We start from the raw sequence: 25,229 nt of genomic DNA on the forward strand, positions 1-25,229 counted from the left end.
CAGGTAAGCAGGTAAGAGGCGAGTGATTCAAAAAAAGGGAGATGGGCGTGTTGCCCATCTCCCTTTTCTATTGCGGTCAGGGGAGGGGAGTGACCGGTTCGCCCGGTACCACGTACCGCACGTAGGCATCCCGCAACCGCAGAAGATGCTTGCGGATGTACGGTTCGCTCAGGCGGTCGCGGTTGAAGAAGAGATTCTCGGTGCTGAAGGGGGGCTCCAGCCGGGCTCCGATCGAGGTGCCGAGCCAGTTGAGGCTGTTCTTCTTGGCGATCGACGTCTCCTGCGAATAGGTCCAGTCGTCTGTTCCGCGCAGCTGCACCAGCCCCGGCTTCATATCCTTTCTGAAGGTGAGGGGAAGGTCGAACTGGATGCCGGCCGCCTGGTGGTTTCTGTTGTCGGTGGCGACGGCGTTTTTGTAAAAGACCGTGAGCGAGGTGTCGCCCCAGAAGCGCTTGATCTCGAAGGTGGCTCCCCGGTCCTGGGTCATGAACTTCCCTGCGGTGCCCTGGAGGTAGAGATCGAGGGGGGTGTAGAGATAGCGGTAGCTTGCCAGGTACTCCTGTTTCTTGTCCTGTTTGTCCTGTCCGGTCGTATAGACGTGGAGGAGCCGGAAGCGGTGGGTGCCGTCGCCGGGTGCCCAACTGACCTCGTTGGCGGTGCCGTAGCTTTCGGTAGTGACGAGGCCGGCTCCCAGCATCATCATGACCGTGTCGGCGGGTTTGATCGCCTGCAGCACCATGACGCGCTCGACGCCTGCGCTGTTGCGGTCGGAACGGAAGGCCTTGCCGTCATCGAAGTTCCGGGACCAGGTCACCGGGATGTCCGCCCGCATGTCCAGGAAGGCGCCTTTCCAAAGGTTCACGTAGAAGTCGGGTTTTACTGAGATGAGGTAGTCGTAGACACCGACTTCGGTGCCGACGTAGGCCTTGAGCCCGGGATAGACCCAGAGCGAGGTGGTCAGGTAGGAGCTGTTGCCGCCGCCTGAGACGAAGGTGAAGCCCGTGGTATCGGCTACTTCCCGGGAGATCTTCAGGTTGTCCTGGAGCCTTTCCAGGTTGCTGGCGTCCTGGAAGAAAGCGCGCAGTACGGGGATGGGGGCCTCGATCTGGAGGACGGAGATGCCCTTTTTCCGCTCCACCATCCGCACGGTCTCGAAGGGTGCCGGGGCGTCCAACTGCACGTACCCCATGACCACACCCATGGCGTCCAGCTCGTTGTGGTCGTAACGGGCGTTCTCGTACTCGACCAAAAGCAGCGTGCCGAGGTAACCGACCCTGACGTTCTGGAAGCCGTCACCGGTCAGGCTTTTCACCAGCCGCTCGAGACCGGCAGCGTCCGCCGGGGTGGGAGCCGCTTTTACTGCCGCGGGAATGGCAGGCGAGGGGGCCTCAGTCTGCTTCCCATCCGGGGCCGGGGTGGGGACGGGGATCGGTTTGGTGTAGTTGTGGTCCAGCCCGAGCGGGAGTTGCAGGCCGGCGGCGAATTCAGGGTGCAGCGGTTCGTGGTCGAGCGAGCTCTTGACGGTTAGATGGATGTGGGCGGGAAAGCCGAACACGCTTGGGGAGATGAGCCTGACGCCGACGTTCTTTTCGGTGGTGTCGTCCTCAGCGAGAAGGTAGAGCCAATCGGCTGCCTTGAATTCCACGCCGCCGAAGGTCCCTTTCATGCGGTCGGGCCCGGTTCCGTATCCCAGGCTGAAGCGGAACCTCCAGAGCTCCTCGCTGGCGACCGCGTACTTGGTCTTCAAAAAGGAAGCGTTGTGTCCGCCGTAGACGTCCTGGATGCCGACGGCGAAAGTCGGGATGTAGGGTCCGCGGGGGATGAAGGGGATGCGGAGCTTTGCGTTGCCGGAAAGGTCGCGGCCGTTGCCGTAGGGACGGGCGTCGAAGAAGCGTCCGCTCAATTCGACGCCGTCGTAGATCCCCAGGGCGAGGTTGACGCTGTCCTCGGAGGTTATCCGGTAGCGCCGCTCGGGTTCCTTCTGGTTCGAGTACGTCAGGTAGATGGTCCCTTCGTCAATGGTCTCGGCATTGGGGGTGTTGAGTAGGCCGGTGAACCCCTGGAGGGAGAGGGCGTTATGAAAGTCTGAGCCCCAGGACAGTGAAGGGAGCAGGAGCAGGAGAACGAGCGGAATGCATCTCAACAGCATGGACATAATCGGTACCTGGCGCGACTGGTCTGATCGGAAGGATCGGGAGGGGAGAAGGGGGACAATGTTTCACTAAAGGGCGGCCAATAATAGTAGTAGGGTAGGATTTCGTCAACTAAATATTCATTAAGATTAACACCTTCCGCGGGCTGGAGGGGGCGGCCAGGTGAGGCAGGAAGAGGCAGGAAGAGGCAGGAAGAGGTGGGGAAGGAGGTGGGGAAGGAGGTGGGGAAGGAGGTGGGGAAGGAGGAGGGGAAGAGGAGGGGAAGAGGAGGGGAAGAGGAGGGGAAGAGGAGGGGAAGAGGAGGGGAAGAGGAGGGGAAGAGGAGGGGAAGAGGAGGGGAAGAGGAGGGGAAGAGGAGGGGAAGAGGAGGGGAAGGCCGCTGTTCAATAAAGGGTACGAGCTGTTCAGGGGACGGTACCGCGGATAATGATTTTCAACTCCTGGAAGGAGGCGGATAGTTGGATATTGCACAGCCATTTTAGCGACTTATAAAATAATCCGTATCCGGCAAAAAGTGGATAACTTCTTGAAAGTTCATGATTAAGACAACCAAAAGGGGGCCTTGATCATGGCTAAGATAGAAAAAATAGTAACCTCGATGGCGGCAGCTTTTGCGATCTCGATCGCGGTGCTGGGAACTCCGGCGGGGGCCGTCGCAGGGGAAACATCGGTATATATTAAATCGGGCTGGTACAACTGGCGGGAGACCCTTAATGGCAGTTCCTTTGTCAAGGAAAGCGGACTCATGCACGGGGTGGGGGCGGTCAGGAAAGATACCTTCGAACCGGTCACCCTGCGGGAGAACCTGGAACTTTGGGGGGGCAACCTGGACTACGACGGGCACGACATCACCGGCACGGTCCCCTTGAAGTCCGACACCTCCTACCTGGGAACCCGCGAGGAAGTGGCGCTCTCCCTGCCGGTGGCGGTGGGAGGGGGCGTAACGGTAGAGCCCTTTGCCGGTCTTGGACACAAGTTCTGGATCAGGACCCGTTCGAGCGAGGACTGGAACACCTTCTACTCAAAGGTAGGGCTGGGCGGCGAGGTGGTCGCCAGGGATCTCAGGATCTTCGCCAAGGGTGGGGCGCTCATTCCGATCTATACCCGGACCCACGTGACACTCAGCGATGCCGGTTACCAGGACGTCGTCACCGAGCCCCGGTCCCAGCCCTCAGCCTTCGTCGAGGGAGGCGTAAAAGCGGGATCCTTCGTGTTGAGCGTGGAGTACGAAGGGATGAATTTCGGAGAATCCTCGCGGGTGCCGACCCACTCCCTCGCTTCGGGGCAGGGGGCGGCAATCGTCAACGGTTTCGCCTTCCAGCCGAAATCCCACTCCGATTTCGTTTCCTTCAAGCTCGCCTACCAATTTTAGGTGCCGATGCGAATCATTCTCTGGCAAAAGGCAAACTGCCGCCGGTCTTTCGGGCGGCAGTTTGCCTTTTCTACTGAAGGATAGTCTGGACCACCAGCGCTAGTGTCAGCACGATCATTACTATCACCGTGATCCAGGCTATGATGTTGAAGCTCTTTGAGTTTACATACTCTCCCATGAGTTCCGTCTTGTTGACTAGGATCAGCATGAAGATCAGTACGAACGGTAACAAGGCACCGTTGACCACCTGGGAGAGCAGCATGATGGCGATCAGTGGAGCGTTGGGGATCAGGATGATTAAGGCGCCGAGCACGATCAGGCCGGTGTAGAGCCACATGAACTGCGGCGCGCTCTTGAAGTCGTGGTCGACCCCCGATTCCCATCCCATCGCCTCGCAGACATAGTAGGCCGTAGCCAAGGGCAAGATGGAGGCAGCAAAGAGGGACGCATTGGCGAGTCCGATGGCGAAAAGCGCAGATGCGTACTTGCCCGCCAACGGAGCCAGCGCCACGGCGGCATCCTTCGCGTCTTCGATGTGGACCCCCTTCACGAACATGGTGGCGCCGCAGGCGACGATGATAAAGAAGGCGACGACGTCGGTCATGATGCACCCTACGATGACGTCCAGGCGGGAGGCCTTGTACTCCTCGACGCGGATCCCTTTTTCGACGACCGCGGACTGGATATAGAACTGCATCCAGGGGGCAATGGTGGTCCCTACCACGCCTACGATCATCATCAGGTAGGACGGCTTCAGCTCGAAGGAGGGAGTAACCGTCGCCAGCATGATCTCTCCCCAGGGGGGGTGCGCCAGCACGGCGGAGACGATATAGGTCAGGTAGATGGTGCAGGCAAAGAGGAACACCTTCTCGACAAACTTGTAGCTTCCCTTGACTACCAGCCACCAGACCAACAGGGCTCCGATCGGGACCGATATGTACTTGCTGACGCCGAAGATTTCCATGGCGGATGCCCAGCCGGCAAACTCGGCCACGGTGTTGCCGAGGTCGGCCAGCAGCAAAAAGAGCATCAGGTAGGCGGTCACCTTCACCCCGAAGTTTTCCCGGATCATGTCGGCGAGCGACTTTCCCGAAACCACCCCCATGCGAGCGCACATCTCCTGGACCACAACCAGGGCGACGGTGATGGGAATCAGCGTCCAAAGGAGCGAATAGCCGAAGGTCGCCCCGGCCACCGAGTAAGTCGCAATGCCGCCTGCATCGTTGTCGACGTTGGCGGTGATCAGTCCCGGCCCGAGGACAGACAGGAACAGGAGGATGGATTTCTTATTAATTTTCATAGCCTCTCTCCAGGCGCAAAACGTATAGGCCCCGCATTAATAGCCGGGGTGGCGCTTGAGTTTAAGGTCAAGCGGCAGGAAGCGCTCGAGAATGTCGTCGACGGTGACGATGCCGACCATCTTCTCCTCTTCGTCGAGGACCGGGACGGCGACCAGGTTGTACTTTGCGATAATCTCTAGTACCTCCTTCGGCTCGTCATCGATGGAAACGGTTTTCAGATTGGCAGTCATGATGTCTTCCACCGGAAGAAAGCCGTCGTGGAGGATCAGTTCCTTGAGAGATACCACCCCTAAAGGCCGTTCGTCCGGGTCCAGCACATAGGCATAGTAAACGGTGTCAACCTCGCTGGCCTGGATTTTTACCTCGGCCAGCGCTTCCGCTACCGTCAGGTCCAGTGGAATGGCGATGAAGCTGTTGTTCATGATGCCACCCACCGAATCCTCCTCGTGCTCGAGCAATTCCTGGATCTCCTCGGCGTCTTCAGGTTCCATGAGGCCCAAAAGTTCTTCGGCCTTCTCGGCGGAGAGATCCCCCAGCACGTCTGCCGCCTCGTCCGGCGACATTTCCTCGAGGATGTCCGAAGCACGTTCGCTGTCGAGCTCAGTCATGACCCTGCTCCTCAAGTCAGGATCCAGCTCGTGAATCGCCTCGCCGGCGGTTTCGTCGTCAAGCGAGTTCAGCACGTTATGCAGGTTGGGACGGGGGACCCGGGAGATGATGTGTGCCAGGTCGGCCGGATGCATGTCCGAGATCTGCTCCCTGGCCATGGTGAGGGTCAAGCGGGCCGCGTTGGCTTCGAGGTGGCCGACAAACTCCCAGCTGATCTCCCGCGCGGGAATCTCCTTCTGGACCATTCCCCACAACCTCTCGTATCCCATCCGGCGTAGCAGGCCGCGGAAACCGACGTCGACCGCCAAGAGGCAGAGGGCCTCCTTGTGGCGGCCGAGCTTCAGGTCGTTCACCCGCACCACCTTGGCGCCGTTGACGTCGACGATCTGCTTATCCAGGATGTCGCGGCGGACATGGATGTCGCCGCCGGTCTCACGGTACCCCTGCAGCTCCTTGACCGAGCTCCTCACCGAGATCACCGAAGGGTTGAAGAGAACGACCTTCTCCCAGGCCACCGCGAAGGTGGAACCCTTGCGGCGCACCAGTATCTGGCTGACGATGGGAAACTCCTCGTCGGGGGTGATGGCGAGATCGTGAACCTTGCCCAGGACGGCACCGGTGACGTCGATGAGCGGCTTATCGAGAACTGCGCTGAGGTACATCTGATGTGGGGTCATTCCATGCTCCTTCCCCGCCGTGCGCGCGGCCGCGCACGAGGCTCCGCCTGTCCCGTGGTGCGGGCAGGTGAGATGACTGCTGGTGAGGCTGGAAAGGGTGTGACGAGGACACCTTCCGCCGGCTATTCATTTTTCCGCCCATCGAACGGAAAATAACGGGGCCGGCAGGAGGCAAAGGGGGATGCTCGGCGTTATCCGTTGTGCGAGGGGGGAATGCTGCTATGGGAGATGCAACTGGGACTGTCCAAAGTGCTAAACTACCTCCGTAGCTGGTCCTGCCTGGACGTGACCGTGAAAATAAAAAAGGCCGCGGGAAATCCCACGGCCCTTCAAAAAAAGGTCCTGGCTGATTCCCCTCTCGTAGATTTTCGGCAGTGCACAACGTAGGTTAGTTAAAACCAGCTACCTTAGGTAAAGCCTTATGCCGACAATACCTGGTCTACCCATTGGCGTCTTTCGACATTTCTGGGCAGTAGCTTCTGTTTGTGCAAACGCCTCATGCTAACGAGGAACTTGATAGAGTAGGTAACTTGGCGTTTTCAAAAGAGTTTTCCCACGCCTCATTCCTGCTAAATGTTCAAGATTTGTATCAGCTTTTTTGCAACGTGGCAAGCTAAAAATGCCATCTGTATAGTGTTTGTCTCCACCCCCTGCGACCACCCACCGACCCGCACCACGTCTGCGTATAACATTCAGATTTAAATATATTCAAGAAACTATATGGGTGATATTGAACCATCCCCTGCATAGCTTCCCTCATTCTCACGTCTGTTCAGGTCCTACAACCAGGACCACCGGCACCGCGCCTGCTCTAAACGCCATTTACCGGCGCTCCCTCCTCCTAAATCTAAAACGTAAATACCGCCCTAGAAAAGTTCACAACCACCTTGAGAAAAAGTGATTATTAAAATGTACATAATATAGTAGGGGGCAAAATTTACCCCTGACCAATTCCCACAGTCACAGGTGCTCCCCTATGCCCGATTGTCAGATTCACCACCTCTCCTTCACCTTACCGCAGCCACTCACCGACGTAGACCTCCCGCAGCTCATGCAGGAGCTGTTCAACATCGAAGGACTCGACCCGGCAGCGGTCAAACTCCCTCGTGGTCGGAACGGCTACCGGGAGGCGTACTCCCTCACCGGAGAACACGGCTCCGAGCTTATCAGCATCCAACTCGCTGGCGTCGCCGGTAGCCTCAAAGGAACCTCCCACATCGACGTGCACGGGGACGCCCTGAACGCTGGGGGCTTTGACGTTCACCAGCTCTGCAAGGCGATCATGGCCCGGCGTGGCTGGGTGACGCGGGTGGACCTCGCCGCTGACGATACCGACAGCTTGCTTCCGTGGGCGGAGATCGTCGAATGCAGCCGGGCCGACCAGTACGAAAACCGCATCACTACGACAACCTGCCGCCCCAGGAAGGATCGGCAGACAGGGAAGATGGAGCCAAACCCGCCCACGTACATGAGGGGCGCAGGGGAAACCATTTACTACGGGGAGCTTGACTCCGATCTGTCGATCTGCGCTTACACCCGGCGCGGCCCGGTGCGCATCGAAACCAGGATTAGGAACCGCGCCGCCGCCACCGACGTTATCCGCCGCATTGCCGAGGGGGAGGTGCTACCCGAGCTGATGCTGGGGGTGCTTAGGCGGAACCTGATGTTCCACGCCAACGGCATGAAGAGGAAGGACCGCCGCCCCGTGGCGTCGTGGTGGTCCGAGTTCCTGAACTCCGCCGCAGCCGTGAAGCTCCCCAGGAAACGACCTGAAGCCCACCGCTCGCCGTGGTTCGTGCCGCCGACTCGCGCCGACCGCTTTGTAAAGGCATTCAAGCGTAACCTCGTGGGAGCGACGCCGGAGGAGATCCAGGGGCTTGCCGAGATGCTTTACAGCCTTGCCGGAACCTCACCAGTACCCGCGTTTTAGATTCCACTTTGGAAATGGACCCTTATGATTATCTATCACCCATTTCCACACCCTCAATAATCCTAGCAACTTACACAACACGCCCAAAGGGCACCCAGGAGACCACCCATGAACACCATCGACCAGCTCAACGACCGCATCGACGCCATCCACGACCAGTACGACCGGACCTCCCCGGAGTACAAGACCATCCTCGCTCTCAATGGCCACCTCTTCCGCGTGCTCAAGCCCGAGGCCCGCCCTGAGGCCCGCGACAGCATCAAGGCCCTGCTTACCGCTCACCTCGACCAGCCCACCCTCTACAAGGACATGCTGGGGATCGTGGAACTGTTCACCGGCATGGTGGAAGCCGCCCAGGACGCAGCCTAACAACTTTTGCGGCGCCTCCTTACGTCCCGGCAGGGTAACCGGACCCCGCCCCCGAGGGTGCAAGAATCGGGGGATACCTAAACTCAACTCACAGGAGATCATCCGCATGAATACCAGCCTCGACTTAGACAGCATCCACAGCCAGCTCCGCGACCTCGCCACCAAGAGAGCCGCAGGCATTGCCGAGTACGGCACTGAGTACCGGCTTAACGGGACAGAGCGCACCTTCCGCGCCATCCTCGACAAGGACGCCAAGGGCGCCATGTTCCAGGCTGACGCACCCCTCCAACCCGGCCAGCTCTACGAGTCCAAGACCGGGACCATCATCATCCTTGCCGCCCAGGACTTCCCCGGCTGCAAGGCCGCGACCGTCGCCGAAGTTGTAGGCAGTGCCCAGGTGCTCCAGAAGACCGCGACCAGCGGCCCCCAGGGTGCAGCCGTGATTCTCACCTCCACCGCTCAGACCACTCCCATCCTCTCCCACTCCTCCACCAAGGGCGACGAGGTGACCGTGCCCGTCCGGTTCGCGTCGATCAAGGGCCGGGTGCTGAAGACCGCATCGGGGCAGCTCCTGGAAGTGACCGCCGCCCGCATTGAAGGGCAGGTAGCACACCTGAAGTGTGAGCCTTACCGGGAGCCGGAAACCAAGTCACTGAAGTGTGAGCCGACCCCGCCCAGGTGGGTGACCGACGCGCCCCAGAAAGCGCCCTGGCACTCCTCCAGCTCCTACAACGGCTGGTAGCAAATGGGAGGGCGCCGCCCCTGGCGCCCTTCACCTCACAACATGATCCCAAAACGTGGAGGATGCCCCACGGCGGGTTTTCTCCGCTAACCCCTACCCACCCCCCTGCACCACGAGGACACAATGATTAGGAATCTCATCGACCTGCACCCCAGGATGGACCACGAGGAGTGGTTGCAGCTACTGGGGAGTTGCTGGTTGACCTCTGCCATTACCCCGAGCCTGTACCAGCTCATGCAGATCATGGGTACTGACGGCCCCCTTCTCCCCATGATGACCGACCAGGAGCAGGACGCTTACAACTCCCTCCCCGACAGTATCACCGTCTATCGCGGCGGGTTCGCCTGCAACATTCACGGCGCCTCGTGGACTCAGAACGCGCTTGCCGCCGCCCTTTACCCTTTCGAGCACATCAAGCGGGGCACGTATCCAGACTTGGAGAACGACCGGCCCTTGCTGGCGACCGCCACGGTGGGTAAACGGAACGTAATGGCCGTCAAGATCTGCGAGCAGTACACCGGGTTTACTGAGATCATCACCTTCTCTGCCCAGATTCAGCGCGTGGAACTCCTCACCACGCATGAGGAGATGTTGCTGAAGTGGCCATTTAAGGACTTCACCGGAGGAAAAGCATGAACGTCTTTACCATGACCTGCTCCACCACGCCTGACGGGATATACGGGAACATGCTGGCGCTTAGGACGCTCAGGACCGGCTTTCCTACCGCCAACATCACCGTAACTGATAACGCCTCTTGCTGGGAGGCTCGTCATCTGTTCGGGGAAATGTGCAGCCGTTACGGCTACACCTTCCGCACCATCGACATCCGCATACGCCATCACGAGTTCATCGAAGATGTGGTCGCCACGACCACCGGCCCCCTTGCCATCGTTGACCCTGACTGCGTGTTCTGGGAGGACTGCGAGCCTCTTGTTAAGGCGGAACCCGGTGTATTGCTCCGAGGGCGCCTCTTCCCCGCCCTGGAGATCATCCGCCCGAACATCTTGCGCAAGATAGTAGTACCCCGGCTGCATACCTCCTTCCTGGCGATCCCTGACGCCCAGAAGTTGTACGTCACGCTGGCCGCGACGGGAACCCCCGCTATCTGGCAGCAACACCTACTCAGAATCACCGGCCCTGACACCAACGTCCTCCAGGACACTGGTGCAAGGGTCTATGAGCTGTTAGGGACTCAGGCCCAGCCGTTCCGTGAGGCCGAGCTGGACCGCTACGACCACTACATAAACGGCACTACCGGAGGCCCGGTAGCACTCACCACCTACCCGGATGTGTGGGACTGCACAGCCGATTACCAGCACCTAAAGGGCGCCTGGAAAATACAAGAGGAGTCCTTCAGCTCTTACCAAGTATCGGAGGAATGGGAGCGCCGTAAGACGCAGCCCAGGGAGTTCATAGCGACCTGCACCGACCGGGGGATGGTGGAAGAGTGATCGAGCACCACATACACCTCCCAAAACAGCACCGGGCGATCCCTGCACCGCCTGCCGGACACCGCACCGCCTGCCCTTTCTGTAGCGACCCGAAATTTAAAGCACCCGGCCCCTGCCGATCTTGCGGCACATCGGGATACTCGACCGGCGAGCCGCCCGGCTATCGTCCCCAGCGACGGCAGGTAGACCACTCCGGTGAGATCGACCGCATAGGAGAACACCATGCACACCTATAACGACCTTGTCGCCCAGCGCGTGGCCCAGGACGCCGCCGCCTACGTTAAAACCAACAGGCAGCTCGCGGAGGACTTCTTGACTGCAACCCAGGGCGATCCCCGCGCCGCAGTCGGAATTGCGAAGCACTACGTCAAGGCACTGCACCCCGGCTTTATACCGCGCCGGAACATCGGAAGCCCAGCGGAGCGGGTGTACTCCAACCTGCAAGCCGCCGTCGCCCGGTGTGCCAAGACCTGGACGCCAGTAGTGTGAAATGAAATTCGCATGTGAATACAGGTAGTTATGTGTTGAAAGTGTGGCCTCTACATGATACCATCCGAACATCAAATACGGCGCCCGGCGCCCACCTGGAGGGGAATGTTGTGACTTGTGTAGTAGCCACCTGCAATGCCTGCCCTAATAACATGCAGAACCTGCCCGAACTGAATGAGGCTGCACTGGCCCTGCCACCTGACCAGTACCTATCGGTCCAGATTGGACTCTGCGACGGGTGCCCCCTAGCAGCGGAATAGGGAGGCTGTTGTGGACAGGGAAATATTGGACCTGGAGGACGTGACCACCATGCTCAACGTCAGTCACATGACTATCTACCGCCTGGAGAAGCGCGGCGAGTTTCCCGCCCGTCGAAAGATCACCGGCAAGAAGGTTGGATGGTTGGCGTCTGAGGTGCGGGAGTGGCTGGCGGCATTGCCGAAGGTTGAAGCCTGAGGCAGCTAAGCAGAGGTGACCAAGACAGCAGGAAGATCAAAGCCCCCACCGGATATACCCGGTGGGGGCTTTGTCGTTGTATCTGGTGCTCCAGGTGACTTTCAGCCACCATAGGGCTTACCCGGTATCTATGGTATATAAGGTCCGCCGAGAACGGCGGTGATATTCTACCATGAAAGTGGATTCGGTGTCAAGAACTAAATGATATTCAAAATCAAAAAAGTGGGCACTCCCCTTTCGCTCTGGAGCCATCGCAGGATCTGGCGGGTGGGGTAGGGTGACCCCGGAAGAGATCGGGGCTTGTAGGGCAACGTCGTAAGCCCAAAAGGTAAGGGCGGGTTGCCCCGCCCTCCTGTTATGCCGCTGCCGTCCTAGCCATCGCATTCTTGACCGCCTGCGCGGTCCAGGTCTTTCCCCGTGGCGTCTTAACGTCCATCCGGTTCAACTCAGCAGCGATCTGCCGGAGGCTCAGGTTAGCAGCCACCAGCCCGTTCAGGGTGGTCCGCACCTTCTCTGCGTTGCGGTCGGCGATCTGCACTTGCGTCTCGCGGCCCTTGTCCTGTTTCTCGGTGTCCATCGCCTTACCCAGCACAACGCCACGAGCTTTAGCTGCCTTGAGGCCCGCCGTGGTCCTGAGGGAGATCATGTGCGCCTCGTGCTCCGCTACCGCTGCCAGTACGTGAATCGTCAAGCGGTTCGCTGCCGGGAAGTCTGCACACACGAAGTCAACGCCGGACTCCATGAGCATCGAAACGAACGCTACGTTACGCGCCAACCGATCCAACTTCGCCACGACCAGGACCGCCTTCTCCTTCTTGCAGAAGGCGAGGGCCTTCAGTAGCTCAGGGCGATCCTTGCGCTTGCCAGACTCGACTTCGATGAACTCGACAGCCGGGACGTACTTTGCGATAGCTGCCCGTTGCGCGTCGATGCCGTAACCGTCGATGCCTTGTTTCGCCGTCGAGACCCGCAGGTAATGCGCGTACTTGGTAGCTGTCCTTTCCATCGTGCCCCCTGTCTAATCGGTGTTTCCATTCGGTGATTGAACGTACACCAATTTTACATGGGGCCGCTACGAATTGCAAGCCCTTTATTGATCTGGTGAAAAGTGATATATACAGCGTTTAGGGAGGGGTTTTAGATGAGTGAGACCACGAAGATCATTCTGGGCGTTATCAGCGGCATTGTCGTTACCATCATCGGGCAACTCACCGCAAAGTTCTTCATTGAACCGCTTCACGACCTCTTAAAGGTCATCGGGGAGGTTCGCTTCCATTTGTCGTTTCATGCACCGACCATTCACACACCGATAGGCCGGACGAAAGAAGCGTCCGATGCTGCCAAAGAGGCCCTGTTGAAAAGTTCAAGTGACCTCCTTTCAAAGCTCCATGCGATCCCGGCTTACGTGCTCACCTGCTTCATCCCACTGCACGACCTCCCTGCTCAAAAGGATGTAGAAGCTGCCGCCGTCCATCTACGAGCACTCTCAACCCACGTTCACGACACTGGCCCCGAGGCCCTCGCAGCTCTTGAACAGGTAAGGAAGCGGGTTGAACTAGTTGAACGACTCCTTCACCTCAAGCCCCTAGAGTAGCACGAAGACCCAGGTGGGGGCGGAGGTAAAAGTTTTTCCATTACCCCTTCGCCTGTACCCATGCGCTGACGCCCTTGGGGCCGTTTTGGGAACGTATATACTCACATTTGTGCAGCAGCCTCGCGTTCTTTCCGCTCCTTCGCTTCCGTTCTCACCTTCTCCGCTGGTGTCTCCACCTCCACAATCCCGTGATCTAGTGTGTCGTAAGTCGCATCGAACCTTACGTGGATATGCTCCAAGTCCCACCTCGCCTTGAAGGAGTCGAAGTGAGCGCCCAGCCGGTTTTGCACAGTTATCTTGTCTATTCCGGTAGGGGTGCCGTACTTCTTCGTTAGGGCACCCAGCACCTCTTGGGCACTGTCGATCCCAGTGGTGCCGAATTGGACGTTGGCGACCTTGCCGTCTATAACCCTAACAAGCAAGGTGCCTTCCCCTCTGATGAAGCTTGGTTGCTTTTCAGAGGAGAAAGAAACCTCATGTACCTGCCCAGCTTCAAAGGCGTGTGCCTTGGGGTGCCTGCACATGGTCTTTTGACTCGCATCAGAAAAAAACCGTTCCCCGATCCTCTGCCCAGAGCACTCAGGAAGTCGGAGAGGTGAGTTGAGGTCAATACCAAAAATGTCGGTCTGCCCAGCCAAGACCGTGCCCGGCAGCAACAGGAGTAACCCGAGTGTTAAACGTTTCATTGTGCCTCCTTTAAGTTAATGAGGGCCAACGTATAACACATAATGGGTAATTGGTCATCTTTAAAGCAACGGCCCGCAGTCCTACGGATACAGCACTGTGATCTCGTTCAACAGGTAATCCCGCAGCCGGGCGAAGTCCAGACGGTAATCAAGTTTCTCGACAGCCTCTTGGAACATCGGCATTTCATCAACGAGCTGGTGCACGTAAAGCGCATCCATTCCGGACAGCGTGTGGCCCATTAGAGTTTTCCGTGTCGAATCCGGAATCTTACCTGCCAGCTTGCTGTCAAATGTTGCGCGGCAGGAGTGGAAAGTTTTTTCCCCGCGACCGCCTTTCATGCCCAGCTCTTTCAGAATCTCGGTGTGGCGTTTCCTGTAGTTGCTCACATCCACTCTGAAAATCTTATCCCTCTGTTTCCTCGCGAACTGCATGAACCCCAGCTCAACAAGCTTACTGTGCACCGGTACCATCCTGATTGAAGCAACGTTTTCCTTTGTTAGTTCGGTGAAGTCGAAATAATCGACGCCTTCAGCATTTTTAATCTTTCCCTTGGTAAATGATACCTGCTCTGAGCTTCTGAATCCGGTGTAGACAAACATCAAAATCAGGTACGCCAAGCTCAGTTGACTTTTTCTATCTCTCATCTTGACAGGAGTGTTATTGATTATGTAGTCGAAAAAATCGTTAAGCTCCTTGTTTGAGTACGGCAGGTTAGCAGTCTTTATTTTTTCGGTGCCCTGGAGCTTGGGATAAGTGATTGTCGGTTCCCGGTCTGTGTGCTCAAAATCTTTGAGCCATTTGAAAAAGAACTTGGAAAAGCGAAGTCGGGTTTTAGCCGACCCTTTTGAGAGCTTACTACCCGTGGTCATCATAAACACAGTAAAATCCCTGTAATCGAGATCCAGCAAAGCCTCTATTGGCGTATCTTTCCCTTGCCACCGTTCAAGCTGCTTGAGCGCCTGTTTTGAGCTATCAATGGTAGAAGGTTGAGCGGGCTTGTAATGCACCGTGTCCTCTGGCGCCTCCAGGTGCTTCAGCCACAGTTCCCCAGCCCGTCGCAACGTCAAGGCAGGTTTGGGCACCAGGGAAAGAACCTTAGCGGGACCACGTGGAGGGGCAGGGGCAGGTGCAGCCCCCCATTGAGCACCGACCCCGACGAATACCCAGTCCCCAGCTTCATCAAGCTGCCAGCCCTCCTCAAGCCGTTCCTGGATCTTGACCAGGGCAGGCGTCGGCACCTCCCGGTATCCCTCGTGAACTACCCAGGGAGGAAGGCCCCGCGTTACCTCTACCGTCTCGTGTGTGTCGAGTCCGGGGTACAACCTACGGAATATGGCGACAGCTTCAGAGGTTATCGTCGGTGGTTTTGTCATCTTGCCAGTCCTCAAGTCGTTAAAGGTGCCCATGATCCCCGAGAGTATCGACGGCGCCATACGTCGCGCCTCTGATAGTTGCCGAGTTCGCAGGGACCGTTTTAGCTCCCTGGTGGTGAAGTGGTCGCGGAGATCAAGCGGCACTACCACCCTAAGGTAGTACATCTGATTGATTCGCAACAGGTAGGACATAGATACCCCGCTTTGCACCGACTTTGTGCAAAAATTTGGTCAAGCAGGGTTTTGAGGGGGAAAACGGGGTTTGCTGGGGTAATAAAAACGGTGGGTTACCTACTAAATCCGCCTCATGCTAACGAGGAACATCTCCATATACCTTTCTCTCTCATGAATTGTCAAGCCTTTTTCAGTCGTTATCGGCGATTACCTTGCCAAGGATGAGCGATATTTTCGCGTTTCCGGCGGCCATGCTTGGTGCCGCTCGAACCGGGCGTCCATCCCCCATCCCAGGGAGGGGGACGGGGAATGGGGGATGGACGTGGCCCCCGCTGCCGCTTTTTTCAGCAGGCGGAGCTGCCACGCGGGCTTCTTCCGTGGCACGATCTGCTCTATCCCTCCGATCCCACCGCGTTAAAGGCCGAGTCCATCGAGATGGAACGGAACCTGCTAGAACCTCACTGGTGCCCCGGCGCCAATCGACGGGAATCTTTGCTTTTCCCGGACGCTGCGTGGTATATAAAAACGTCTATATCGTAACCCGACGCCAGGATCCCTCATGTCTCTTCTTACCGCCGCCGATTTGGACGCCATCAGGATATCGGTCAAGGTCGCCCTGGCCGCCACCGCGGTCACCCTCCCGTTCGGCTTTGTATTCGCCTACCTGATGACCTTCGGCCGCTTCCGCGGCAAAGCGGTCGTCGAGGTCTTCATCAACCTCCCCCTGACTCTTCCTCCGGTGGTCATCGGTTACCTCCTTCTGCTTGCCCTCGGGAGCCACGGTTGGCTCAGTCCGCTGTTCGAGCTGTTCGGCATCCGGCTCATCTTCACCTGGAAAGCGGCCGTGGTGGCCTCCGCAGTGGTCGGCTTCCCCCTCATGGTCCGCTCCATCAGGCTCGCCATGGGGGCTATCGACCACCAGTTGGTCCACGCCTCCCGCACCCTGGGGGCAGGCAAGCTCGACACCCTCTTCTCGGTCATACTCCCCCTTTCCCGGTCCGGGATCGTCGCCGGGTCATCGCTCATGTTCGCCCGCAGCCTCGGGGAGTTCGGCGCCACCATCATCGTCGCAGGCAACGTTCCCGGCGTCACCCAGACCATTCCCCTGGCCATCTACGACTACGTTTCGTCACCGGGCGGGGAATCGGCCGCGCTCTCCCTTTGCGTGGTAGCCATCTCCATCTCGGTGGTGGTCCTCTTCTTTCACGAATACCTGGGCGCCCATCTGGCGAGGAGAGACTGATGGAACTGGTCATGGATGTCAGGAAAAAGTTCGGCGACTTCCAGCTCGATGCCGGTTTCTCGCTGGCAGGGGACCACGTCGGGATCTTCGGAGAGTCCGGGAGCGGCAAGTCCACGCTGGTGGGGATGCTCGCCGGGCTCATCCCACCCGACGACGGGGAGATCAGGCTGGACGGGGAGACCCTCTTCAGCAGCCGGGACAGGATCGCACTCCCCCCCGAACGGAGGAGGATCGCCATGGTCTTCCAGCACGCATCCCTCTTTCCGCATCTGGACGTGGAGGCGAACCTTATGTACGGGTTCAGGCGCTGCGAGAAGGCCAACCGTAGGATCACCCTTGCCCCCCTGGTGTCGGTCCTCAAGCTGGACGGGCTCCTCAAACGCGGCGTCAACAAGCTCTCGGGAGGAGAGCGCCAGCGGGTGGCCCTGGGGCGTGCCATCCTCTCCAATCCGCGCCTGCTCCTCATGGACGAGCCGCTCTCCGCCCTGGACGATTCCCTCAAGTACCAGATCATGCACTACTTGAAGAGTGCCAGCGAGGAGTTCGGAATTCCTTACCTGTTTATCTCCCACTCGCTTTTGGAGATCAGGCTGATGACCAGCCGCGTGCTGGCGGTCGGCGGCGGGCGGGTCCTTCGCCAGGCGACTCCCGAGGAGGTGGCCCGCGAACGGATGGGGCAGAGCCAGGTTGGTTACATTAACCTTCTCCCGGCCGAACTGGTGCGGCGAATCGACGGCCTCTACCAGTACCGCTGGGGGAGCCAGGGACTCTTCATTTCGGCCGGGACCGAGAACCCTTCCGCGATGTTCGAGCTTTCCTCCCGCGACATCATTCTCTTCAAGAAACATCCCGAAGCGATCAGCGCGAGGAACCTGTTGCAGTGCAGGGTGAGCGAGATTTTCCCTTCCGGGAACAAGGTGGGGGTGGAGATGAGCTGCGGCGGGATGCCGCTGGTGGCGGAGGTGGTCCGGCCGGCCGCCGAGGAGCTGGATATCCGGGCGGGAAGCGAGATTTACGCAGTGGTAAAGGCCTCATCCTTCCGAAGGCTTGGCTAGCAGCGGGGGGCCGCAGCCTGGCCGCCGCGGGTAAAGGGTAAAGGAAAGGGGAGGGGACCGTGTGGTCCGCCTCCCCTTTTTCGTGCGTTCGATCAGGTCGAGGCGATCCAGCCGCCGCCGACCACCCGGACCCCGTCGTAGAGGACCACCGCCTGTCCCGGGGTCACTCCTTGCTGCGGCTGTTCGAAGTCCACCTGCAGGCTTCCGTCGGGAAGCAGCACCGCCTGGCAGGGGACCGGCCGCTGACGGTAGCGGATGCTGCAGCTTCCGGTGAAGGTTCCCGAGATGGGGCGATCGGTCCAGGTGGGCTCCACGGCAATGAGGCGGCTCCGGTTGAGCTCTTCCCTGGGCCCTACTACCACACGAGAGGCGGCGTGGTCGATGGCGGTGACGTAGAGCGGCTCCTTCCAGGCGATGCCGAGCCCGCGCCGCTGTCCCACCGTGTAGTTGTGGATACCCTTGTGGGTCCCCAGCCGTTTCCCGTCCCGGTCGACGATTTCGCCCGGGATGGCGGCGACACCGTTCTCCTCGAGGAAGCGGACGTAGTCGTTGTCGGGAATGAAGCAGATCTCCTGGCTTTCGTTCTTCTGGGCCACCGGTAGCTCGAACCTGGCGGCCAGCTCCCGCGTCTGCCGTTTCTCCAATTCACCCACCGGGAAGAGGACGCGGGAGAGCTGATGCTGCTGCAAGGAGAACAGGAAATAGCTCTGGTCCTTTCCCGGATCGTCTCCCTTGATGAGCTGGTAGCTCCCGCCCGCGTCGCGCTCGATGCGCGCGTAGTGGCCGGTGGCGAGCAGTTCGGCCCCCAGCGAGTCGGCGATCTCCATCAGGAGCCCGAACTTCACCTTTTGGTTGCAGCGGGCGCAGGGGTTGGGAGTCCGGCCGGCCGTGTATTCGGCCACGAAATAGTCCATGATCAGTTCCTTGAAACGCCCCCTGAGGTCGACCACCTCGAAGGGAATTCCAAGCTTCTTCGCCACCCGGCCCGCATCCAGCACGTCGGTGAGCGAGCAGCAGGTCTTGCCGCCCGGGTCCATCGTTTCCGGCCGGTCATAAAGCTGCATGGAGACGCCAATCACGTCGTATCCCTGCTCCTTCAGCAGGGCGGCGCTCACCGAGGAGTCCACCCCTCCGCTCATGGCCATCAGTACCTTGGTTGCCATTATTTTGCTATTCCTCGCCCTTTTCCAGGGTCAGTACGTAGTGCCCGTCGACCTCTTTCAGGTCGAGCAGTTTGTGCCCATCCGCCTTCAGGCTGCGGGGGACATTTTTCACCGCTTCGCCGTCGTCCAAGAGGAACTCCACCATGGTTCCCTTGCCGAAATCTTCCAGCGCCAGCTTGGCTTTCACGAAATTGGTCGGGCAGCAGACGCCGCGCAGATCGACTGTTTCCATTTCTCTTAGTTCCTTTCTTTAGACGGAAGCCGGGGCCCCGGTGCAGGGGATGAGGGCGTCCACTTCGTCGTGCAGTTCGGTAATTGACGGGCGCTCCCCGCAGATGGGGCAGTCCGGGTTCCGCTTGATCGGGACCTCGCGAAACCGCATCCGGAGCGCGTTGTAGGTCAGGAGCCTTCCCGTCAGGAGGTCGCCGGTGCCGAGCAGATGCTTGATCGCCTCGGTGGCCTGCAGGGTGCCGATGACCCCCGGAAGCACCCCGATGACTCCCGCCCGCGAGCAGGCCGGAACGACCTCCTTCGGTGGAGGCTCGGGGAATATGCAGCGGTAGCAGGGGGATTCGCCGGGCTTGACGGTCATGGTCTGGCCGTCGAATTGGAGGATGCCGCCGTGGGAGTACGGTTTCCCGGTCAGGACGCAGGCGTCGTTAATCAGGAATTTGGCCGCGAAGTTGTCGGTGGCATCGATGACGAAATCGTAGCCGGAAATGAGGTCCAGGATGTTGCCGGCGTTGACCACCGTCTGGTAGGGGTGGATCTCGATCCCCGGGTTGAGGGCGAGCATCTTCTCCCGGGCCGACTCCACCTTGGGCCTCCCGAGGTCATCCGTGAAATGGATCACCTGGCGCTGAAGGTTGGAGAGATCCACCCGGTCGCCGTCGGCGATCCCGATGGTGCCGACGCCGGCGGCGGCGAGGTAGAGAGCGATGGGAGAGCCGAGCCCGCCGGTCCCGATCACCAGCACCCGTCCCTCCAAGAGTTTCTGCTGTCCCTTTCCCCCCATCTCCTTCAGGAGGATATGGCGCGAATAGCGCTCGATCTGTTCGTCGGTGAGTGTCACCCTCTGCTCCTCGGTCGTGCTCTCCCGGGTACCCTCCGCCGCTAATGTGGTAGCCAGCCGGTGGAGTATCCAGGTTCGGAAAGGTTATGTTTGTGAAGATAAAAAGTCAAGAATAAGTAACCGGCTTGGCGAACGCTAATATTTTTTTGCCGGACGGCTGTTAAACGTTAGAAAATTGTTATAATCGACCTTCGTTGAGGCCGGCACGCTCCCGCCGCAGGGGGGGGCACGGCATCGCGGCCGGGAAACTGCTGGCCAACACTCTACTAAATTGGTCGTATAGAGGGAGCATCCATGGGGGTAACTTCGGGGCGCAGGTCCGTTCTCCCCGGCTTCGGGCCGACCCTTGGCTTTACCGTCTTCTATTTGAGCCTGGTCGTGCTGATCCCGCTATCGGCGCTCTTTCTGAAAAGCGCTTCCCTGACCTGGAGCGAGCTCGTAGCCGCCGTCACCTCGCCCCGGGTGGTGGCCTCCTACCGGGTTACCTTCGGTTGTGCGCTGCTGGCGGCCATGGTCAACGGCGTCTGTGGCGTGCTGGTCGCCTGGGTGCTGGTCCGCTACCGCTTTCCCGGGCGCAAGGTGGTCGATGCGCTGGTCGATCTCCCCTTCGCCCTGCCGACCGCGGTTGCCGGAATCACCCTCTCCAGCATCTACGCATCCAACGGCTGCCTCGGCCGTCATCTCGAGCGGTGGGGAATCGAGGTGGCCTTCAAGCCGCTGGGGATCATGGTCGCCATGGTCTTCATCGGACTTCCCTTCGTGGTGCGCACCGTCCAGCCGGTCCTGGAGGATCTCGACCAGGAACTGGAAGAGGCCGCCTGCTGCCTGGGGGCCGGCCGCTTCGACACCTTCAGGCGGGTCCTTTTGCCGCTTATCCTGCCGGCCACCATCACCGGCTTCGCGCTCGCCTTCGCCCGGGCGGTGGGAGAGTACGGTTCCATCATCTTCATCGCGGGCAACATGCCGATGGTGTCCGAGATCACCCCGCTGCTGATCGTCACCAAGCTCGAACAGTACGACTACGCAGGCGCCACCGCCATCGCCACCGTAATGCTCGCCGTATCTTTTCTGCTCCTCTTGTCCATCAACCTTCTGCAGCGCTGGAGCAGGAGGTTCTCCTCCTGATCTGTCCGCTGCCGCCGCGAGGAAGCCATGCCCTTTACCGTACTCTGCCAGGCCACCAGTGGCTGCCGCGACACCAGCGAACCTGCGGCCGTGAGGCTGCTGCTGGTGGCGGTGGCGCTCGGGTTTCTGGCGCTGTTCCTTTTTCTTCCCTTGGGAGCGCTCTTCGCCCAGGCCTTCGCCAAGGGGTGGGACGCCTACCTTGCCGCACTGGGCGACGATGAGACCCTCTACGCCCTGAGGCTCACCGGCCTGATCGCCGCCTGCTGCGTCCCGGCCAACCTGGCCTTCGGCATCGCAGCCTCCTGGGCCATCGCCAAGTTCACCTTCCCCGGCCGGAGCCTCTTGGTGACGCTGATCGATCTCCCGTTTTCCGTGTCGCCGGTCGTCTCCGGCCTCATCTACGTGCTGGTGTTCGGGCTCCAGGGGTGGCTCGGCCCCTTCCTCCAGGCGCACGATCTCAAGATCATCTTCGCGGTGCCGGGGATGGTGCTCGCCACCGTCTTCGTCACCTTCCCCTTCGTCGCCCGCGAACTGATCCCGCTCATGGAGTCTCAGGGGAACGACGAGGAGGAGGCCGCCCTGACCCTGGGGGCGGGCGGTTTGCAGACCTACCTGCGGGTGACCTTTCCCCGCATAAAGTGGGGGATCATCTACGGGGTCATACTCTGCAACGCCAGGGCGATGGGGGAATTCGGCGCCGTATCGGTGGTCTCCGGCCATATCCGCGGGGCGACCAATACCGTCCCGCTGCAGGTGGAGATCCTCTACAACGAGTACAACTACACCGCCGCCTTCGCCGTCGCCTCGGTGCTGGCCCTGCTTGCCCTGGTCACCCTGGCGGTAAAGAGCATGGCCCAGTGGAAGATCCACCAGCTAAAGTGACGAAGGGGGAGGGGAGGATACATGAGCATCGCGATCGAGAAGGTCTGGAAGAGTTTCGGAGGGGTGCCCGCCGTCAAGGGGGTGAGCCTGCCGGTTCCTTCCGGCGAACTGGTGGCGCTCCTCGGCCCCTCGGGGTCCGGCAAGACCACGCTGTTACGGGTCATTGCCGGTCTCGAGCGCCCCGACAGCGGCCGTGTCTTCTTCGACGGGGAGGAGGCCACTTTCCGGGCAGTCCGGGAGCGGAAGGTGGGCTTCGTCTTCCAGCATTACGCGCTGTTTCGCCACCTGACCGTCTTCGACAACATCGCCTTCGGGCTGGCGGTCAAGCCGAGGAAGGTCCGCCCCGGGAAGCGGGAAATCGCGGAGAAGGTGAACGCGCTTCTCAAGCTTATCCAGCTCGAACAGATGGCGGACCGCTACCCGGCCCAACTCTCCGGCGGTCAGCGTCAGCGGGTCGCCCTGGCGCGGGCCCTGGCGGTCGAGCCGCGGGTGCTTCTGCTCGACGAGCCTTTCGGTGCCCTCGATGCCCGCGTCCGTCAGGAGCTGCGGCGCTGGCTCAGGCGGCTGCACGACGACCTGAAGATCACCAGCGTCTTCGTCACCCACGACCAGGAAGAGGCCCTCGAGGTGGCGGACCGGATCGTGGTCATGAACGAAGGGGAGATCGAGCAGGAGGGTACCCCGTTGGAGGTGTACGATCATCCGGCCACCCCCTTCGTTTTCGATTTTCTCGGCAAGGTCAATCTCTTCAGAGGGAGGGCGTCCCACGGCAGGTTTCCCGCGGGCGAGCCCCCCGTTCCCGGCCTTCTTCCCTCGCTCAAGCTTCCCAAGCTTTGCCCGGCCTCTTTCCGCGACGTCGATATCGAGCACCAGCCAGTGGATGACCGGGCGGTACCGGCCAAGGTCAGTTTTCTCCTCCCCGTCGGTCCGCTGGTACGGGTTGAGCTCGTCTTCGACGGTTTCGACTCCTCGCTGGAACTGGACCTCCCACGGGACACCGCGGACCGCCTCGCGCTCCGGGTAGGGGATGTGGTCTTTGCCTTGCCTAAACAGGTGGAGTCCGTGACCGGCGATTATCAGATTTAAGCCCTTTTCAGCAGATGCCCGCCTAATGAGGTATTATTTCCTACCGTCAGCGGTAAAACTTCCACGGCCGGTTGGTCCCCGTCCCGAAGACCATTTTTCAAAAGCACACCACTGTGGTCAAGTAGGCTCGAAAAATACTTGACAAAGATACAGGATGAATATAAACATACCGTATCCGATTGCTATCGTTCCCACTTGCCGCGCTGGCACAACCTGAGAATACCAACCGAAAGGAGCAAGCCCATGTCCCGCATCTTCCTAGACAATTCCCAGTCCATCGGCAACACGCCGCTGGTCAAGCTGAACCACCTGACCAAAGGTGCCAAGGCCACCGTCCTCGCCAAAGTCGAAGGGCGTAACCCCGCGTACTCCGTGAAGTGCAGGATCGGCGCCAACCTGATCTGGGATGCGGAGGAGCGTGGCGTGCTGAAGCCCGGCATGGAGATCGTGGAACCGACCAGCGGAAACACCGGCATCGCCTTGGCCTACGTCGCCGCCGCCCGCGGCTACAAGCTCACCCTCACCATGCCGGAGACCATGAGCATCGAGCGCCGCAGGGTGCTGGCCGCCCTGGGTGCCAACCTGATCCTCACCCCCGGCTCCGCCGGCATGAAGGGTGCCGTCAGCCGCGCCGAGGAACTGGCCGCCTCCGATCCCAGCCGCTATTTCCTCCCGCAGCAGTTCAAGAACCCGGCCAATCCGGCCATCCACGAGAAGACCACCGGCCCCGAGATCTGGAACGATACCGACGGCGCCGTCGACGTCGTGGTCTCCGGGGTGGGCACCGGCGGCACCATCACCGGCATCTCCCGCTACATCAAAAACACCAAGGGGAAAAAGATCATCACCGTGGCGGTCGAGCCTACCGAGAGCCCGGTCATCACCCAGAAGCTTGCCGGTGAGGAGCTGAGGCCCGGCCCCCACAAGATCCAGGGGATCGGCGCCGGTTTCATCCCCGAGACCCTCGACCTTTCCCTCATCGACCGGGTCGAGCAGGTGGACAGCAACGAATCGCTGGAAACCGCCCGCCGGCTGATCAAGGAGGAAGGGCTGCTGGTGGGGATCTCCAGCGGTGCCGCGGTCGCCGCCGCGGTCCGTCTCGCCAACCTTCCGGAGTTCGCCGGGAAGAACATCGTGGTCATCCTTCCCGACCTGGCCGAACGTTACCTTTCCACCGCGCTCTTCGAAGAGGCCTGATCCGGCCTCCGTTTCGCACCTCGAAGCCCCGGAGCCTTGCGCCCGGGGCTTTTTCGTGTCCCGGGTGCGGCATCCCGGCAAAACTCCTACGAAAACAGAGCAATTGCATTGCATCATTCAATTTGGTAGGATACCGGACGATTTCCTTTCTTCCTCATGAGGTGCTCCCGTTTGAGAGTAGGACGTTTCCTGACTACCGTTCTTTCGTGCTTTTGCCTGGTGGCCCTGGTCCATCCGGCGCCGCTCCACGCCGAGACCCCGCCCCAGGTGGTGGAAGGGCTGGTGGTCGGGGTGGCCGAGGGGGACCGCATCACGGTGAACTCCTTCGGGACCGAGATTCACGTCCAGCTCTACGGCATCGCCGCTCCCCAGCCTGCCCGCATGGATAAATACACCGGATGGTACAAGCCGGGTCAGCCCTACGCCGAGGAGGCTTTCCGGGCCCTCTCCAGCAAGATTCTCCACCAGGTGGTCAAGGTCGAAATCCGTCGCAACATCGTGCTCAAGAACGACCAGGTCGCCCTGGCAGTCGTCTACCTCGATCACCGCAACATCAACCTCGAGATGCTGGCGGAAGGGTGGGGGTGGGCCTACCGGAGGTTCCTGAACCGGGCGGATCACGCCCATTACCTCGGAGCCGAGAAGTACGCCCGCTCCAAGAAAACTGGGCTCTGGTCCCAGGACAATCCCCAGGCTCCTTGGGATTACCGCCCCAACGTCAGGTTGCGCAGACACACCGGCGGGTAACGAGAAGCGCCACCTCCGTCCACCTCCGTCCACCTCCGTCCACCTCCGTCCACCTCCGTCCACCTCCGTCCACCTCCGTCCACCTCCGTCCACCTACGTCCACCTACGTCCACCTACGTCCACCTACGTCCACCTACGTCCACCTACGTCCACCTACGTCCACCTACGTCCACCTACGTCCACCTACGTCCACCTACGTCCACCTACGTCCACCTACGCCCACCTACGTCCACGCCGCATCCCACCCCTCGTTGTTCTCATCCATGCCTTGGTTCGACCGTC

The 25,229-nt window shown here is 60.0% G+C and carries 26 protein-coding genes and 1 riboswitch; of the genes, 17 read left to right on the forward strand and 9 right to left on the reverse strand.

Going from position 1 to position 25,229, the window contains the following annotated elements; translation table 11 throughout:
- Window positions 1-76: 76 nt before the first annotated feature.
- On the reverse strand, window positions 77-2,149 hold the full coding sequence (locus L4X63_RS16910; protein WP_250679825.1) for a YjbH domain-containing protein: 2,073 nt from the start codon (window positions 2,147-2,149) through the stop codon (window positions 77-79).
- 166 nt (window positions 2,150-2,315) lie between these two features.
- Here L4X63_RS16910 and L4X63_RS16915 point away from each other — a divergent pair, with 166 nt between their 5' ends.
- Entirely contained in the window at window positions 2,316-2,543 is a 228-nt protein-coding gene (locus L4X63_RS16915; protein ID WP_250679826.1) for a hypothetical protein, read from the forward strand.
- A gap of 178 nt (window positions 2,544-2,721) precedes the next feature.
- Window positions 2,722-3,525, forward strand: a complete 804-nt coding sequence (locus L4X63_RS16920; RefSeq protein ID WP_250679827.1) for a hypothetical protein — start codon at window positions 2,722-2,724, stop codon at window positions 3,523-3,525.
- 70 nt (window positions 3,526-3,595) lie between these two features.
- On the opposite strand, the gene L4X63_RS16925 is transcribed toward L4X63_RS16920, so the two are convergent.
- A complete protein-coding gene (locus tag L4X63_RS16925) occupies window positions 3,596-4,825 on the reverse strand; it encodes an Nramp family divalent metal transporter (protein WP_250679828.1) in 1,230 nt (409 codons plus the stop codon).
- 36 nt (window positions 4,826-4,861) lie between these two features.
- Window positions 4,862-6,112 (reverse strand): magnesium transporter MgtE N-terminal domain-containing protein, encoded by a 1,251-nt coding sequence (locus tag L4X63_RS16930; RefSeq protein WP_250679829.1) that lies wholly within the window; start codon window positions 6,110-6,112, stop codon window positions 4,862-4,864.
- Between the two features lie 346 nt (window positions 6,113-6,458).
- Window positions 6,459-6,628: riboswitch (M-box (ykoK) riboswitch) on the reverse strand.
- A gap of 535 nt (window positions 6,629-7,163) precedes the next feature.
- Between L4X63_RS16930 and L4X63_RS16935 the strand changes: the two genes are divergently transcribed.
- From L4X63_RS16935 to L4X63_RS16965, 7 genes are all read left to right on the forward strand, one after another.
- Window positions 7,164-8,042, forward strand: coding sequence for a replication initiation factor domain-containing protein (locus L4X63_RS16935; RefSeq protein ID WP_250679830.1), 879 nt, complete (start codon window positions 7,164-7,166; stop codon window positions 8,040-8,042).
- Between the two features lie 108 nt (window positions 8,043-8,150).
- Window positions 8,151-8,411 carry a hypothetical protein gene (locus tag L4X63_RS16940; RefSeq protein ID WP_250679831.1) on the forward strand — a complete coding sequence of 87 codons (261 nt, stop codon included), beginning with the start codon at window positions 8,151-8,153 and terminating at the stop codon, window positions 8,409-8,411.
- A 106-nt stretch (window positions 8,412-8,517) separates the two neighbouring features.
- Window positions 8,518-9,153 (forward strand): hypothetical protein, encoded by a 636-nt coding sequence (locus L4X63_RS16945; protein ID WP_250679832.1) that lies wholly within the window; start codon window positions 8,518-8,520, stop codon window positions 9,151-9,153.
- 123 nt (window positions 9,154-9,276) lie between these two features.
- Window positions 9,277-9,789 carry a hypothetical protein gene (locus tag L4X63_RS16950; RefSeq protein ID WP_250679833.1) on the forward strand — a complete coding sequence of 171 codons (513 nt, stop codon included), beginning with the start codon at window positions 9,277-9,279 and terminating at the stop codon, window positions 9,787-9,789.
- On the forward strand, window positions 9,786-10,604 hold the full coding sequence (locus tag L4X63_RS16955) for a hypothetical protein (protein WP_250679834.1): 819 nt from the start codon (window positions 9,786-9,788) through the stop codon (window positions 10,602-10,604). The genes L4X63_RS16950 and L4X63_RS16955 overlap by 4 nt, the downstream gene beginning before the upstream one ends.
- 222 nt (window positions 10,605-10,826) lie before the next feature.
- Window positions 10,827-11,093 carry a hypothetical protein gene (locus L4X63_RS16960; RefSeq protein WP_250679835.1) on the forward strand — a complete coding sequence of 89 codons (267 nt, stop codon included), beginning with the start codon at window positions 10,827-10,829 and terminating at the stop codon, window positions 11,091-11,093.
- Between the two features lie 270 nt (window positions 11,094-11,363).
- Window positions 11,364-11,549, forward strand: a complete 186-nt coding sequence (locus L4X63_RS16965; RefSeq protein WP_250679836.1) for a helix-turn-helix transcriptional regulator — start codon at window positions 11,364-11,366, stop codon at window positions 11,547-11,549.
- Window positions 11,550-11,904: 355 nt separating this feature from the next.
- Here the strand turns inward: L4X63_RS16965 and L4X63_RS16970 are convergent, their stop codons facing one another.
- Window positions 11,905-12,555 carry a recombinase family protein gene (locus L4X63_RS16970; RefSeq protein WP_250679837.1) on the reverse strand — a complete coding sequence of 217 codons (651 nt, stop codon included), beginning with the start codon at window positions 12,553-12,555 and terminating at the stop codon, window positions 11,905-11,907.
- A 135-nt stretch (window positions 12,556-12,690) separates the two neighbouring features.
- Here L4X63_RS16970 and L4X63_RS16975 point away from each other — a divergent pair, with 135 nt between their 5' ends.
- Window positions 12,691-13,143 carry a hypothetical protein gene (locus L4X63_RS16975; RefSeq protein WP_250679838.1) on the forward strand — a complete coding sequence of 151 codons (453 nt, stop codon included), beginning with the start codon at window positions 12,691-12,693 and terminating at the stop codon, window positions 13,141-13,143.
- Between the two features lie 101 nt (window positions 13,144-13,244).
- Here L4X63_RS16975 and L4X63_RS16980 read toward each other — a convergent pair whose 3' ends face one another.
- Together L4X63_RS16980 and L4X63_RS16985 are read right to left on the reverse strand one after the other, a co-directional pair.
- On the reverse strand, window positions 13,245-13,829 hold the full coding sequence (locus L4X63_RS16980) for a hypothetical protein (protein ID WP_250679839.1): 585 nt from the start codon (window positions 13,827-13,829) through the stop codon (window positions 13,245-13,247).
- A gap of 81 nt (window positions 13,830-13,910) precedes the next feature.
- Entirely contained in the window at window positions 13,911-15,395 is a 1,485-nt protein-coding gene (locus L4X63_RS16985) for a DUF6538 domain-containing protein (RefSeq protein WP_250679840.1), read from the reverse strand.
- Window positions 15,396-15,936: 541 nt separating this feature from the next.
- Here L4X63_RS16985 and modB point away from each other — a divergent pair.
- Together modB and modC are read left to right on the forward strand one after the other, a co-directional pair.
- The gene (modB, locus tag L4X63_RS16990; protein WP_250679841.1) at window positions 15,937-16,620 is read left to right on the forward strand and encodes a molybdate ABC transporter permease subunit; all 684 of its coding nucleotides are present in this window, start codon (window positions 15,937-15,939) and stop codon (window positions 16,618-16,620) included.
- Window positions 16,620-17,675, forward strand: a complete 1,056-nt coding sequence (gene modC / locus L4X63_RS16995; RefSeq protein ID WP_250679842.1) for a molybdenum ABC transporter ATP-binding protein — start codon at window positions 16,620-16,622, stop codon at window positions 17,673-17,675. The genes modB and modC overlap by 1 nt, the downstream gene beginning before the upstream one ends.
- A gap of 92 nt (window positions 17,676-17,767) precedes the next feature.
- Here the strand turns inward: modC and mnmA are convergent, their stop codons facing one another.
- The 3 genes from mnmA to L4X63_RS17010 are packed head-to-tail and all read right to left on the reverse strand — an operon-like array spanning window position 17,768 to window position 19,910.
- The gene (gene mnmA, locus L4X63_RS17000) at window positions 17,768-18,838 is read right to left on the reverse strand and encodes a tRNA 2-thiouridine(34) synthase MnmA (RefSeq protein WP_250679843.1); all 1,071 of its coding nucleotides are present in this window, start codon (window positions 18,836-18,838) and stop codon (window positions 17,768-17,770) included.
- 7 nt (window positions 18,839-18,845) lie between these two features.
- Window positions 18,846-19,070 carry a sulfurtransferase TusA family protein gene (locus tag L4X63_RS17005; protein ID WP_250679844.1) on the reverse strand — a complete coding sequence of 75 codons (225 nt, stop codon included), beginning with the start codon at window positions 19,068-19,070 and terminating at the stop codon, window positions 18,846-18,848.
- 18 nt (window positions 19,071-19,088) lie between these two features.
- Window positions 19,089-19,910 (reverse strand): HesA/MoeB/ThiF family protein, encoded by an 822-nt coding sequence (locus tag L4X63_RS17010; RefSeq protein WP_250679845.1) that lies wholly within the window; start codon window positions 19,908-19,910, stop codon window positions 19,089-19,091.
- A gap of 294 nt (window positions 19,911-20,204) precedes the next feature.
- Here L4X63_RS17010 and cysT point away from each other — a divergent pair, with 294 nt between their 5' ends.
- The 5 genes from cysT to L4X63_RS17035 all read left to right on the forward strand — a co-directional run bounded on the left by cysT (window position 20,205) and on the right by L4X63_RS17035 (window position 24,947).
- On the forward strand, window positions 20,205-21,035 hold the full coding sequence (cysT, locus tag L4X63_RS17015) for a sulfate ABC transporter permease subunit CysT (RefSeq protein WP_250679846.1): 831 nt from the start codon (window positions 20,205-20,207) through the stop codon (window positions 21,033-21,035).
- A gap of 27 nt (window positions 21,036-21,062) precedes the next feature.
- Window positions 21,063-21,917, forward strand: coding sequence for a sulfate ABC transporter permease subunit CysW (gene cysW, locus L4X63_RS17020; protein ID WP_250679847.1), 855 nt, complete (start codon window positions 21,063-21,065; stop codon window positions 21,915-21,917).
- A gap of 21 nt (window positions 21,918-21,938) precedes the next feature.
- Window positions 21,939-23,003, forward strand: coding sequence for a sulfate/molybdate ABC transporter ATP-binding protein (locus L4X63_RS17025; protein ID WP_250679848.1), 1,065 nt, complete (start codon window positions 21,939-21,941; stop codon window positions 23,001-23,003).
- A 243-nt stretch (window positions 23,004-23,246) separates the two neighbouring features.
- Window positions 23,247-24,200, forward strand: coding sequence for a cysteine synthase A (gene cysK / locus L4X63_RS17030; protein WP_250679849.1), 954 nt, complete (start codon window positions 23,247-23,249; stop codon window positions 24,198-24,200).
- 171 nt (window positions 24,201-24,371) lie between these two features.
- Window positions 24,372-24,947, forward strand: a complete 576-nt coding sequence (locus tag L4X63_RS17035) for a thermonuclease family protein (protein WP_250679850.1) — start codon at window positions 24,372-24,374, stop codon at window positions 24,945-24,947.
- Window positions 24,948-25,229: the final 282 nt, after the last annotated feature.

It is taken from the genome of Geomonas sp. Red32, assembly GCF_023652955.1.
Lineage (GTDB): Bacteria > Desulfobacterota > Desulfuromonadia > Geobacterales > Geobacteraceae > Geomonas.

Excerpts from the sequence above, each read along its gene's own strand:
- L4X63_RS16950 (WP_250679833.1), top strand. The coding sequence starts at position 9,277 with ATGATTAGGAATCTCATCGACCTGCACCCCAGGATGGACCACGAGGAG.
- L4X63_RS16970 (WP_250679837.1), bottom strand. The coding sequence starts at position 12,555 with ATGGAAAGGACAGCTACCAAGTACGCGCATTACCTGCGGGTCTCGACG.
- cysT (WP_250679846.1), top strand. The coding sequence starts at position 20,205 with ATGGGGGTAACTTCGGGGCGCAGGTCCGTTCTCCCCGGCTTCGGGCCG.
- L4X63_RS17005 (WP_250679844.1), bottom strand. The coding sequence starts at position 19,070 with ATGGAAACAGTCGATCTGCGCGGCGTCTGCTGCCCGACCAATTTCGTG.
- modB (WP_250679841.1), top strand. The coding sequence starts at position 15,937 with ATGTCTCTTCTTACCGCCGCCGATTTGGACGCCATCAGGATATCGGTC.
- L4X63_RS16940 (WP_250679831.1), top strand. The coding sequence starts at position 8,151 with ATGAACACCATCGACCAGCTCAACGACCGCATCGACGCCATCCACGAC.
- L4X63_RS16925 (WP_250679828.1), bottom strand. The coding sequence starts at position 4,825 with ATGAAAATTAATAAGAAATCCATCCTCCTGTTCCTGTCTGTCCTCGGG.
- L4X63_RS16955 (WP_250679834.1), top strand. The coding sequence starts at position 9,786 with ATGAACGTCTTTACCATGACCTGCTCCACCACGCCTGACGGGATATAC.
- L4X63_RS16930 (WP_250679829.1), bottom strand. The coding sequence starts at position 6,112 with ATGACCCCACATCAGATGTACCTCAGCGCAGTTCTCGATAAGCCGCTC.
- L4X63_RS16910 (WP_250679825.1), bottom strand. The coding sequence starts at position 2,149 with ATGCTGTTGAGATGCATTCCGCTCGTTCTCCTGCTCCTGCTCCCTTCA.
- L4X63_RS16960 (WP_250679835.1), top strand. The coding sequence starts at position 10,827 with ATGCACACCTATAACGACCTTGTCGCCCAGCGCGTGGCCCAGGACGCC.
- L4X63_RS16920 (WP_250679827.1), top strand. The coding sequence starts at position 2,722 with ATGGCTAAGATAGAAAAAATAGTAACCTCGATGGCGGCAGCTTTTGCG.
- L4X63_RS16985 (WP_250679840.1), bottom strand. The coding sequence starts at position 15,395 with ATGTCCTACCTGTTGCGAATCAATCAGATGTACTACCTTAGGGTGGTA.
- cysW (WP_250679847.1), top strand. The coding sequence starts at position 21,063 with ATGCCCTTTACCGTACTCTGCCAGGCCACCAGTGGCTGCCGCGACACC.
- L4X63_RS16980 (WP_250679839.1), bottom strand. The coding sequence starts at position 13,829 with ATGAAACGTTTAACACTCGGGTTACTCCTGTTGCTGCCGGGCACGGTC.
- L4X63_RS16975 (WP_250679838.1), top strand. The coding sequence starts at position 12,691 with ATGAGTGAGACCACGAAGATCATTCTGGGCGTTATCAGCGGCATTGTC.
- L4X63_RS16945 (WP_250679832.1), top strand. The coding sequence starts at position 8,518 with ATGAATACCAGCCTCGACTTAGACAGCATCCACAGCCAGCTCCGCGAC.
- cysK (WP_250679849.1), top strand. The coding sequence starts at position 23,247 with ATGTCCCGCATCTTCCTAGACAATTCCCAGTCCATCGGCAACACGCCG.
- modC (WP_250679842.1), top strand. The coding sequence starts at position 16,620 with ATGGAACTGGTCATGGATGTCAGGAAAAAGTTCGGCGACTTCCAGCTC.
- L4X63_RS16935 (WP_250679830.1), top strand. The coding sequence starts at position 7,164 with ATGCAGGAGCTGTTCAACATCGAAGGACTCGACCCGGCAGCGGTCAAA.
- L4X63_RS17025 (WP_250679848.1), top strand. The coding sequence starts at position 21,939 with ATGAGCATCGCGATCGAGAAGGTCTGGAAGAGTTTCGGAGGGGTGCCC.
- mnmA (WP_250679843.1), bottom strand. The coding sequence starts at position 18,838 with ATGGCAACCAAGGTACTGATGGCCATGAGCGGAGGGGTGGACTCCTCG.